This is a genomic window from Streptococcus sp. 27098_8_69 (genome assembly GCF_041432445.1).
Classification (GTDB): Bacteria; Bacillota; Bacilli; order Lactobacillales; family Streptococcaceae; genus Streptococcus.
In genome coordinates this window covers 72064-83701 of the sequence record NZ_JAPVZO010000006.1, presented here as the reverse complement: position 1 = coordinate 83701, position 11638 = coordinate 72064, and the positions used below count along the sequence as shown (strand labels likewise).

Genomic DNA, 11638 nt, shown 5'->3' with positions numbered 1-11638 from the left:
TATATTATCAAAGGCTCCTACAGGAGTCTTTTCTTTTTTACTACTAGAAAAGCTTTATCAGTTCTACTCTGATAAAGCTTTTGTTTTATTCTGTTTCTTCTTCTGATTCGAGTTCTTGGATTTGAACCTTAAGCTTGGTTACACGTCCATTTTTGACCTTATCATTGGTTAGAGTGATATGCTTATTGCTACTTTCTAACTCATAGCTAAGTTTTTCTGATGTTGGAATAGTTCCCACACCAGTCAAATAGTAACCTGCAATCGTATCTACATCGTCACTTTCAAGTTCGACATCAAAGTAGTCATTAAAGTCATTTAAATTCATTGTCCCTTGGACGATATATGTATCTTCTCCAATTGTATGAACATAGACTTCAGCTCTGTCAGTTTCATCATCAATCTCACCAACAATCTCTTCAAGTAAATCCTCAAGAGTGACCAAACCAGCCATTCCCCCATACTCATCTAGTAGGATAGCCATCTGTCTTTGAGTATTTCTAAACTCTTTTAATAAATCATCCACGAAAATAGTTTCAGGTACAAAGAGTGGATCTTGTAAGATTCGCTTCCAGACAATATTGTCAAACCCGCTGGCAAAGGCTTCTTTAAGGAGACTCTTAGTATGAATCAATCCAATAACATTGTCCTTATCTCCATCATAAACAGGAATACGAGAAAAGTTTTGTTTTAAGATGCTTTCGATAATGGTTTGAGTATCATCTTGAATATCAACCATGAAGGCATCCGTTCGAGGAACCATGACTTCACGTGCCATGAGCTCATCTAGCGAGAAAATCCCTTGTAACATTTCAATTTCATCAGCATCCAAGGTTTCTTCACTCTTAGACAACATGTACTCAATCTCATCACGAGTCATTTTTTCATCTGCATCGTCAAATGTCATCGGTGTCAATTGACTCAAGAGATTAGTTGATGCTGAGAGCATCCAAACGAAGGGACTCACAATCTTACCAAGAGCAATAATAAACGGTACTGTTCTGATAGCCAAGGCATCCTTAAGATTTAGAGCAATTCGCTTAGGATAAAGCTCACCAAAAACAATAGAAATATAGGTCAAGAAAGCTAATGATAAGAAGCTAGCTACCGCATAGGCAGTCTCGCTATTTCCCATCCAAGAGGCGATCAACTCTCCTAGTGAATCTGCTAGTTTAGCCCCTGACAAGATCGTGATTAAGGTGATACCAACTTGAATGGTTGATAAAAAGTGATTCGGGTTTTCAAGTACCTTTAGTAAACGGATATAGCGTTTATCCCCCTCCTCAGCTTTTTGCTCAACACGTGAACGACTAAGTGAAACCATGGCCATTTCTGTTGCAGAGAAAAAGGCATTTAAAAAGGTCAAAACAACTAATAAAACAAATTGCAGTAACAAATCCTGACTGCTCGGGTCTTCCATTTTCCTTCTCCTAAAAAGTATAATTGAAACTATTATACCATATTTTCCAATTTCTACACATTAATTTTCAATTTCTAGGATAAAGGGTCGCTGAATAGAGAGCTGCAATCCAAGTCCCGACGCCCTAGTTCAAGCCTTGTAAATTTTCAAAAAAGCTCTTTAAAATCAGAAGAGCAAAAAACAACCAATCCTGTCAATAGTTCATGACTAATAAAAAACGAGGTTGGGATTTCCTCTCAACCTCTTGATCAATTAGTTTTTTTTGTGACTGTGACCTCACCTGTTCGGTAATCTAACTGAATTCCCTTTTGGACATTTGGAATTACGACATTAAACTCCAATTCACCATCAGAGGACTTAGCTTCAATCTGAGATGCAGACGGCACCAAGTCTTCCTCAGACGCATAGAGCAACGTCACACGGTAACGCACTCGTTTGTTTTGATCTAGGGCTTTTCGAACCAGACTTTCATAGTAGTTTTGGCCTGTGGAATCTTCTGCACGCGCTTGGTTGGCCCAAGCTGTCTGTACGGCAATATTTTTAGGATTGCTGGTAGAAGCATCAAAGCCATCTAAGCCACCTATCAATGCATAGCCTAACAAGTGTCCTCTATCAACTGCGTGATTATAACTTCCTTTTAGGTTCTTAACCTGATGCCATCCCGCTGGTGTCCAAGATGTTGAACCATTGCCAGTTTCTTCACGGTCCTTGTACTGCCTTGTTGCTTTTGACATGATCGCATTCGCTACTGTGGGAACTGTCTCTCCTCCTACCGTTTTTGTCTTGTTATCTGCATAGGGTTTGCTTGAAACCTTAGCATCCAGATTGGTTTTATTGTTATTGACGATAAAGGCTCCTGCGCCATTCCACTCTAGAGTGCCCTTGATTTGTTTTTTAACCGAATCTGTTAGGACACTTTCAGCCAGTTCTTGACTTGGAGTATCAGACGACTGTGATTTTTGTTTTACTTGTGTTTGTGGTGCAGTATTGGAAGACTGCATTTGTTTAATATAGTAGCTTCCTGCTGACAAGAGCAAAAAGAGCAAGAGGCCAATTAGGGCCTGCCTTGTTTTTTTATTCATATTTTCTCCTTGTACTCTTCGAAAATCTCTTCAAACCACGTCAGCTTCACCTTGCCGTATATGTGTTACTGACTTCGTCAGTTCTATCCACAACCTCAAAACTGTGTTTTGAGCAGTCTGCGGCTAGCTTCCTAGTTTGCTCTTTGATTTTCATTGAGTATTACATTCACTTCCTAGAAAAAGACTGGTCTCCCAGCCTATTTTCCTGTAAATTTTGCGATGAGTTCTTGCCATTTTGCTGGCGCTAAAATAGCCCAAGGATCTTGACCTTTTCCTAGAATACCATAGCCAATCATCAAACCAATAGCAAGAGCTAAGAATCCTAGTAGTAATACTACAATTACTAGGATAAAGCGACGTAAGACATATTTGGATTGTTTATTCATCTTCATCAGCTTCCACACTTATCCGTTCAATCTTAGCTCCTAACTGGGCTAATTTTTCATGAAAACGGTAGTAACCTCTATCTAAATGGACAAGCTTTCCTACAACTGTTTCACCTTCAGCTACCAAGCCTGTCAAAATCAAGGCTGCACTGGCACGTAAGTCTGTCGATAGAACTTCTGCCCCTTGGAGAGGCTGTCCTCCGACGATACGGGCTGTATCACGGATGATTTCAGAGTGCAAGCCCATACGACGCATTTCCTCTAAATGTTGAAAACGATTCTCAAATACAGTCTCTACCATGGTTGACTCACCTTGAGCAACGGTCATCAGAGCAGTGAACTGCGCTTGCATGTCTGTCGGAAATCCTGGATGTGGAAGTGTCTTAACGTGAACAGCCTTTAATTTTTCACGTTGAGAACGAATACGAATTCCTTCGTCCTCATCGATGACTTCAACACCCATTTCCAATAATTTAGCAATCAAGGGACGATTGTGTTCCCAGATAGCATCTTGAATCAAGACATCTCCACCAGTCATAGCAGCTGCTACCATGAAGGTACCTGCTTCAATACGGTCTTGTACAACATTGTGAGTCGCACCGTGTAGTTGCTCAACACCAGTAATCGTCACAGTTTCTGTTCCTGCCCCCTTAACCTTGGCACCCATTTTATTTAGGAGAACAGCCAGGTCGACAATCTCAGGTTCACGCGCAGCATTTTCAATGACTGTAACGCCGTTAGCAAGAGTTGCCGCCATCATCAAGTTTTGAGTAGCACCTACACTTGGGAAGTCCATGTAAATGTGAGCTCCGTGCAAGCGTTCTGCCTTAGCTTCGATATAGCCTGCCGTCTGAGTAATCTCAGCCCCCATCGCTTCGAGTCCCTTTAGGTGAAGGTCGATAGGGCGACTACCGATAGTACAACCACCTGGCATAGAAACCTTTGCGTGTCCTACACGAGCCAAGATTGGCCCCAATACCACAATAGAAGCACGCATCTTGCTGACGTACTTATAAGGTGCTTCTTCTGTGATGTCACCGGTTGCATCAACTTCAACAATATGTGCTTCTTGATCAAAGTCTACTTTCGCATTTAATCCACGAACCACCTGATTCATGGTAAAAACATCCGATAAAATAGGAACATTTTTTAAGACTGTTTTTCCTTCACTTGCTAAAATAGTTGCTGCAAGCAGTGGCAAAACTGCATTTTTTGCGCCCTCGATGGTAACACTTCCAACCAAACGATTATCGCCACCTTGAACTACAATTTTTTCCATAGAGTATTTTCCTTTAATGTTGATTTTATAAATAGACTTACTTTTTGAGTAAATCTATTAACTAATTTGTTAATAATCCAAGCCAAAATCAGACTTATCATCAATACAAAAAATGTAAATAACACATCATTTACTCTGGATGACACAAATATTTTTTCTAGAATAGAGATTACTAATCCATGTATCATATATAATTCAAATGATATACGACCTATTAAAGTTAAATAGACATTTGAAAAATTTATTTTTTTCAAAAAAAGTATAATAAAATAGATTGTAAAAATAATATTATCTAAATTAGCGGCCAGTGCATAACTATAGCTATCTTCTAAATGTACATACTTCAACAAAATATTGTATTTATGTGAGAAAAAGAGTAACACAGTTACTAAAATAATTGCTATAAAGTAATACCTATCTAAAAATCTATCAATTTTATTTTGATTTTTAGCCCATATTAGACCAATAATGAAGGGCAAAACACTATTATACCACCAGAAACTATAGCCTAATTTTATAGCCAAACAGATATAACAGATTATAAATATTGTATTGAGAACAATAGATAAGAGCTTATTTTGAAAAAACTTAAACGATATGTAAAAGAACACATACATTAAAATTATAATATCAACGAACCAACCATTATATATAATTGTACTTCCTTTTTTAAATAAATTAATAAAAAAATTTAAATCCATTAATTGACCGTTTACGAATCTGGCAAACATATAAATCAAAGAGATAATAAAAAATGGAACCATAATTTTAGAAAGTCTTTTTTCTAAAAAATTATCTAGGTAATTTTCCTTACTTTCATTTTGAACATACAACCCGTAAGCAGATAAAAAGAAAAATATAGAAACAATATAGGTCCCCATATATGAAAAATTAGAAAATTCTTCACCAGTTTTAACCAATGGTGATAAATGATGAAATATGATCCCTAAAGCAAGGAAACCTCTAAGCCCTGATGTAGATTCAACACTTAGATATTCCTTATTTTGGGGCAACAAATAAATTAATAGCGTTATTAACAATAAAATTACAATATCCATTATATTTAATTCTCCCAATATTTTTGTTAACTCCCGAAATATCTGCTTATTATAAAACATAGAAATTATAATAAGCCTCGTACTGCTTCTTGCCAGAGTTGATAGAGATTTAGGAAAAAGGAACTAATCAGATATCCTAAACCGATACTACACAATACTACCAAGAGTCGAACCTTCTTCGCATTATCCTTTGTCACCTTCAAAATTTGATCCCATCTGACCAAATCTTTCAAGAGCTGAAAGACTAGGTAGACAAAAAACATATGACTACTAAGGGTAAAAAACAATTGAATCATTTGCCTATTATACCATCTTCTTTTTTTCTACGCTAGTTTAGGGATTCGCCTACTGTTTAGGGATTGTTTTTTAAATAGTCAATCGCATCTTGAAGCGTTTTGACTGGAACGATTTTCATGTCTGTTTTAATCATTTGAGCTGCTTCTAGAGCTGTGTCATAATTACTCTTGGCATTTGGATTGGCCTTTTTAGCTTCTTCAGTTACTGGATTGTTAGGAGCAAAGAATACAGTAGCTCCCTTTTTAGCTGCGGCAACCACTTTTTTATCAATTCCGCCAATGTCACCTACGTTACCATCTCTATCGATGCTTCCGGTACCCGCAATAATCCGTCCATTTCGAAGAGTAGGGTCTGCAATTTGCGTGTAGATGGATAAACTAAACATCATCCCAGCACTAGGACCACCAATGCCAGCAGTTGAAAACTTAATTGGTACATCACTAGATACTTCTGTGCGGTCAATCAAACCTATTCCGATACCATTCTTCCCATTTTCCAGAGTAATGATTTTTCCTTCGGCAGTCTTGACTTTTCCATCCTCCTCATAGGTGACCTTTACCTTATCTCCCAGAGTTTGAGAATTGACATACTCAACTAAATCCTTAGAACTCTCAAAAGTCTTGTCATTAACAGCTGTTACTGTATCAGCAATATTGAGAATCCCTTTAAAGGTCGAATTATCAGTCACAGTTAAAACATAGACCCCAAGGTAGTTGAGTTCTATCTCTTTTCCAGCAGCCTTCAAGCCTTGGTATTTGGCCATGTTCTGCGAAGTTTCCATGTAAAATTGGTTGATGCGCATAAATTCCGCATCTGACGAACCACCCGTCATCTCTTTGGCACTATGTATATCCGTGAAAGGTGTTAGCCAGGCATAAAACAAGTCAACCAGTCTAGCGTGCTTAACTCCAACCGTCACAAATTGGTAGGAACCTTCCTCTTGGTCAGGTTGGTTATTAACTTGTAAAACCTTTCGAATATCTTCAGAAGTTCCTGGCACCTCGATATAATAAGGCAGGGGCACCGTAAAAGCGATAAAAGTAATAATGAGCCCAATAATGAGATATAGGGGCCATCTAGTTTTTTTCTTCATTGTTTAACTCCTCTAGGACAGCATTTGGTACATATCCACTGATATCTTGACCAAACTTCAATAGTTCTCTCACAGCTGAAGAGCTGATGTGAACATGCTCCGGCCGACTGTGGAGATAGATTGTCTCCATTTCTCCCGCTAGTTGATGGTTGTAAAAATCAAAACTGGCTTCATACTGAAGATCTGTTGCATTACGCAAGCCACGCACCAAGACCTCTGCGCCTAATTTTCTAGCAACATCAACGACTAATTCATCGTGAGAAGCTATGACTTGGACATTTTTGAGATGTGCTAGTGCTTTTTCAACAGTTTTCTTTCGGCTCTCTATCGCCAAAAATCCTGTTTTATGAGGATTATAAAAAATCCCTACATACAATTGATCAAAGAGCTTACTTGCACGCTCAATGAGATCCAAATGTCCATTGGTCATCGGATCAAAGGAACCTGTAAATAGCCCAATCTTATCTGACATAAACCGTCACCTTACTAATCCCATATATTTTTTCCTTCCAGATACCCAAACAGGCGATTTCTTCTGGAAGTTCTACTGATTTATCTGTCTCACATACCACCATGACATCTTCTGAAAAAAGATCTCTCTCTGCCATTTTTTCAATATCTGACACGATTTGTTCTTTTGCATAGGGAGGGTCCAAGAAAATAAGATCAAAGACACCGTCCACCTGCTCCAAAGCACGACTGGACTCCATTTTCAACAATTGAAATTTAGAGGTTTCCTTAGTCATCCGAATATTTTCTGAGACAATACTCTGGGCCCTGCGATCTTTCTCAACCAGTACTGCACTGGACATTCCCCTTGAGACAGCCTCGATGGATAAACCGCCACTACCAGCATAAAGATCTAACACACGTCCACCTTCAAAGTAGGGACCAATCATATTAAAAATAGCGCCCCTAACCTTATCTGATGTCGGTCTAGTTGTTTTCCCGTCTAGCGTCTTTAATGGACGCCCTCCGTAGATTCCTGATACGATTTTCATACCGTATATTATACCAAATTCTTATCAAAAAAAGAAAATCGAACCTTACGGCTCGATTGATTAAAGAATATTTTCGTAAATATCTCTCACTTCTTGCGGCCAAACACTGGTTTGGACTTCACCGATGTGCTTCTTACGAAGCAGGAACATAGCCATACGAGATTGGCCAATTCCTCCACCGATTGTCAATGGGAAGAGTCCATTTAGGAGAGCTTTATGCCATTCTAAAGTTAGACGGTCTTCGTCTCCTGTGATAGCTACTTGGCGACGGAGGGTATCTTCATCGACACGAATGCCCATTGAAGACAATTCAAAGGCTGCACCCAAATTATCATTCCAAACAAGGATGTCCCCATTCAAGCCATGATAGCCATTTTCAGATTCGGTTGTCCAGTCATCATAGTCCGGTGCACGTCCGTCATGAGGTTTTCCATCTGACAATTCTCCACCGATACCAATTAGGAAGACCGCACCGAATTCCTTACAAATAGCATTTTCACGTTCTTTAGGTGTCAAGTCTGGATAGCGTTCCACCAACTCTTCTGTATGGATAAAGGTAATTTGCTTAGGCAAAATTGACTCAATATCGTAGCGTGCTTCTACTGCTAACTCTGTCAAACGAATAGCCTTATAAATCTTTTCTACCGTTTCTTTAAGATAGGCAAGATTGCGCTGTCCGTTTGGAATAACTTTTTCCCAGTCCCACTGGTCTACATAGACTGAGTGAGTCGCATCTAGTGAATCTTCGTCTGGGCGAAGAGCCTTCATGTGAACGAAGAGACCTTCTCCTTCACCAAAACCAAAACGAGCCAAGGTATGGCGTTTCCACTTAGCAAGCGAATGTACCACCTCATAAGATTCATCTGGAATTTGCAAAACATTAACAGAAACTGGATGTTCAATCCCTGAAAGGTTATCCTGCATCCCGTCCCCAACCTTACTCAAGATTGGCCCCTGCACTTCCACAACTTCTAATTTATCTTTCAAATACTGGGTAAAGGTATTTTTTACAAAGGAAATTTCTTCCTGTTGATGAATAAAACTTTTCTTCATACATCTCTCCTTTTAAATAATAAGATGATTATACCCTTTTGCTAGTAAAAATAAAAGTAAAAATTAAAAAAAGAGCTCATTTGAGCTCTAAAAATATTAATCGTCACTTCCAAAGATACGCAAGAAGCTAAGAAAAAGGTTGATAAAGTCAAGGTAGAGGCTAAGTGCCAATGAAATTGCCCAACCTGTAGCGACTTGACCATTTGATTCTTCATAAACATAGCGAATCTTTTGGTTATCCCAAGCAATCAAACCTGCAAATACAAGAACCATGACAATACTGATAATGTAGTCGAAGAGGCCACTGTTTAAAAATACATTGACAATCATAGCCAAGATAAGACCTACCAGGGCTGCAATCAAAGCACGCCCGATACCACTCAAGTCCTTTTTAATCACAACTCCGACAATTGCCATGACAAAGAAAAGGGCAGCGCTAGAAATGAAAGCCGTTAGAACCGTTCCTGGTAGATAGAGTGATACGATGAAACTCAGTGAAAAACCGTTCACTACTGAATAGATGAGAAACATCGGAAGAGCTGCTGGGCTATTTTTATAAGCCATATTGCTTGCTGCAATTACAAGAGCAACTTCAACCACTCCTGTTACGATTAGCCATATGCGGGCGTTAAACATCAACTGAACAAGAAGGTCTTGAAAGGTTGTTAACATCAAGGCTGAAACAAGTGCAGATAAGGCGATCCCAATCCCTACAAAAGCATAAACTTTTGCATAAAATTGATTCAAACCTGAACGTTCTTGAATAATTGTTTGATTCATATCTTTTTCTCCTTATGAAATCTTTTTACTGATTATAACAAAAATTAAATCATTTAACTCAAATAAAACATGAGTATGCCTGCAGCAATAGCGACATTGAGGCTTTCTGCCTGCCCTTTCATGCTGATGTGGACCAATTGATCTGCCTGGTCTGTCATGAATGGACTAATGCCTTGACCTTCATTCCCCATAACCAAGACGAAATCCTCTAGTCGAGCAAGTTCACGATAATCTTTTGAGTTTTGGTATAAGGTAGTGGCTAGAATCGGCAAATGACTCTTTTTCGCCTCTTCAAGGAATGTTTCAACAGGCATGCGATAAATTGGTAGATGGAAATGGCTACCCTGCATGGAACGAAGAGTTTTGAGACTATAGATATCTGCTGACTTGCTGGAAACGATGACTCCAGAAAAACCTGCTGCATCTGCCGTCCGAATCATGGTCCCCACATTTCCAGGATCCTGCACGTCTTCTAAAAAGAGATACTTTCCTTGGCTCAAATCTGGTAACTGCTCATCCTCCTTTTGAACAATGGCAACAATGCCCTGAGGCGTTTGAGAATCTGCTAAATCGAGCAAGATTTCTTCTGTCACAAGGACAGTCTGAGGATAGTCTACTAATTTTTCACCATACTCTGCGAGAGCAAAAATTTTCTCAATCTTTGCACCTGCCTGAATAGCTTCTTCAAAAAGATGCCATCCCTCAATAAGATAAGAGGTTTTCCGATATTTTTTTTGATGTAATTTCTTGGCATTTTTTACCACAGAATTGGCTTTAGAGGTTATAATAGTCATAGAAATATTATAACACAATCAAGGAGGTTTGGTATGCAAAAGGTTAAAATGATCGCCCAAGGTCGCGTCCAAGGAGTGGGCTTCCGCTGGGGTGTCTATACCCTAGCTCTAGAACTAGGTGGCATTACGGGGCGTGTCTGGAATAACGATGACGGAACCGTTGAAATTCTTGCCCAAGCAGAGTCTTCAGCCATCATGGCTAAATTTATCCAAGAGATCCGAAAAGGCCCTACCCCATTCTCTAAAGTAACCTATCTTGATGTTCAATTGAGTAACTTTCCATCTTATTCAGACTTCAAAGTCGCAAATTAGGTCTCTAGAACTATTGTATATTTTCCAAAAAAACAGTAGAATAGAAAGGTATAATTTTTAAAGAAGGAATAAAAACAGTGAAATCAATTAAACGAATCGCTCTCTCAGTCATGGGAGTGGCTATGCTATTAGTCTTGACAGGTTGTGTCCAGGTTGATAAATCAACAGGACTCCCAACTGGACCTGTTTGGGATTTCTTGGGTGCTCCGATGGGAGAAGCTATCAAATACTTCGCTAATGACCAAGGTCTCGGCTTCGGTGTTGGGATTATCATCGTAACCATTATCGTCCGCTTGCTTATCCTCCCACTTGGTATCTACCAATCATGGAAGGCGACCCTTCACTCTGAGAAGATGAATGCTCTCAAGCATGTTCTTGAACCACATCAGACTCGCCTGAAAGAAGCAACGACACAAGAAGAAAAATTAGAAGCTCAACAAGCTCTCTTTGCTGCTCAAAAAGAGCACGGCATCAGCATGTTTGGCGGCGTTGGATGTTTCCCTATCCTCATTCAAATGCCTTTCTTCTCTGCTATCTACTTTGCTGCCCAACATACTGAAGGAGTTGCCCAAGCAAGCTACCTAGGAATTCCTCTAGGCTCACCAAGTATGATTTTGGTTGCCTTTGCTGGTATCCTTTACTATCTTCAATCACTCCTTTCTTTACATGGAGTTGAGGATGAAACTCAAAGAGAACAAATCAAGAAGATGCTCTATATGAGCCCTCTCATGATTGTCGTGTTCTCTGTCTTCTCACCAGCCAGTGTTACACTTTACTGGGTTGTCGGTGGTTTCATGATGATCCTTCAACAATTTATCATCAACTACATCGTTCGTCCAAAACTTCGTAAAAAAGTACGCGAAGAATTTGCTAAGAACCCACCAAAAGCAAGCAAAACTTCAAGCACTCGTAAAGATGTAACCCCTGAACCAGCAACAGCTATCACAACTTCTAATAAGAAGAAAAACAAAAAGCGCAATGCTGGTAAACAACATTCTAGATAAAAAATAAAAGGCTTAGCTTAAATGCTGAGCCTTTTCTATAGTCAAAAAGAGGCCGAGAAAAAATCCCGACCTCTTCTTTCAT

14 protein-coding genes are annotated in these 11638 nt (G+C 39.2%); 2 read left to right on the top strand and 12 right to left on the bottom strand.

The window, feature by feature from the left end; all coding sequences use genetic code 11:
- Nucleotides 1-85: 85 nt before the first annotated feature.
- From O3658_RS03560 to O3658_RS03505, 12 genes are all read right to left on the bottom strand, one after another.
- Complete coding sequence (locus tag O3658_RS03560) at nucleotides 86-1417, bottom strand: hemolysin family protein (protein ID WP_371559356.1); 1332 nt, start codon at nucleotides 1415-1417, stop codon at nucleotides 86-88.
- Nucleotides 1418-1665: 248 nt separating this feature from the next.
- Nucleotides 1666-2499: a DNA/RNA non-specific endonuclease gene (locus O3658_RS03555; RefSeq protein ID WP_371559355.1), complete on the bottom strand. Its 834-nt coding sequence runs from the start codon at nucleotides 2497-2499 to the stop codon at nucleotides 1666-1668.
- A gap of 197 nt (nucleotides 2500-2696) precedes the next feature.
- Nucleotides 2697-2891: a DNA-directed RNA polymerase subunit beta gene (locus O3658_RS03550; protein WP_080980079.1), complete on the bottom strand. Its 195-nt coding sequence runs from the start codon at nucleotides 2889-2891 to the stop codon at nucleotides 2697-2699.
- Nucleotides 2878-4164 (bottom strand): UDP-N-acetylglucosamine 1-carboxyvinyltransferase, encoded by a 1287-nt coding sequence (gene murA, locus O3658_RS03545; protein WP_371559353.1) that lies wholly within the window; start codon nucleotides 4162-4164, stop codon nucleotides 2878-2880. The genes O3658_RS03550 and murA overlap by 14 nt, the downstream gene beginning before the upstream one ends.
- Nucleotides 4149-5222, bottom strand: a complete 1074-nt coding sequence (locus O3658_RS03540; protein WP_371559351.1) for an acyltransferase family protein — start codon at nucleotides 5220-5222, stop codon at nucleotides 4149-4151. The genes murA and O3658_RS03540 overlap by 16 nt, the downstream gene beginning before the upstream one ends.
- Nucleotides 5223-5287: 65 nt before the next feature.
- The gene (locus O3658_RS03535) at nucleotides 5288-5518 is read right to left on the bottom strand and encodes a DUF1146 family protein (RefSeq protein ID WP_371559349.1); all 231 of its coding nucleotides are present in this window, start codon (nucleotides 5516-5518) and stop codon (nucleotides 5288-5290) included.
- A 56-nt stretch (nucleotides 5519-5574) separates the two neighbouring features.
- A complete protein-coding gene (locus O3658_RS03530; protein ID WP_371559347.1) occupies nucleotides 5575-6612 on the bottom strand; it encodes a SepM family pheromone-processing serine protease in 1038 nt (345 codons plus the stop codon).
- Complete coding sequence (gene coaD, locus O3658_RS03525) at nucleotides 6596-7084, bottom strand: pantetheine-phosphate adenylyltransferase (RefSeq protein WP_371559345.1); 489 nt, start codon at nucleotides 7082-7084, stop codon at nucleotides 6596-6598. Before coaD ends, O3658_RS03530 begins: the two co-directional genes overlap by 17 nt.
- Nucleotides 7074-7613 carry a 16S rRNA (guanine(966)-N(2))-methyltransferase RsmD gene (gene rsmD / locus O3658_RS03520; protein ID WP_371559343.1) on the bottom strand — a complete coding sequence of 180 codons (540 nt, stop codon included), beginning with the start codon at nucleotides 7611-7613 and terminating at the stop codon, nucleotides 7074-7076. The genes coaD and rsmD overlap by 11 nt, the downstream gene beginning before the upstream one ends.
- A 60-nt stretch (nucleotides 7614-7673) precedes the next feature.
- A complete protein-coding gene (gene asnA, locus O3658_RS03515) occupies nucleotides 7674-8666 on the bottom strand; it encodes an aspartate--ammonia ligase (protein WP_371559341.1) in 993 nt (330 codons plus the stop codon).
- A gap of 96 nt (nucleotides 8667-8762) precedes the next feature.
- Nucleotides 8763-9446: a Bax inhibitor-1 family protein gene (locus O3658_RS03510; protein ID WP_371559339.1), complete on the bottom strand. Its 684-nt coding sequence runs from the start codon at nucleotides 9444-9446 to the stop codon at nucleotides 8763-8765.
- Between the two features lie 53 nt (nucleotides 9447-9499).
- Nucleotides 9500-10240: a TrmH family RNA methyltransferase gene (locus O3658_RS03505; RefSeq protein WP_371559337.1), complete on the bottom strand. Its 741-nt coding sequence runs from the start codon at nucleotides 10238-10240 to the stop codon at nucleotides 9500-9502.
- Nucleotides 10241-10273: 33 nt separating this feature from the next.
- Between O3658_RS03505 and O3658_RS03500 the strand changes: the two genes are divergently transcribed.
- A complete protein-coding gene (locus O3658_RS03500) occupies nucleotides 10274-10552 on the top strand; it encodes an acylphosphatase (RefSeq protein WP_001174501.1) in 279 nt (92 codons plus the stop codon).
- Between the two features lie 77 nt (nucleotides 10553-10629).
- Nucleotides 10630-11556 (top strand): membrane protein insertase YidC, encoded by a 927-nt coding sequence (yidC, locus tag O3658_RS03495; protein WP_371559335.1) that lies wholly within the window; start codon nucleotides 10630-10632, stop codon nucleotides 11554-11556.
- Nucleotides 11557-11638: the final 82 nt, after the last annotated feature.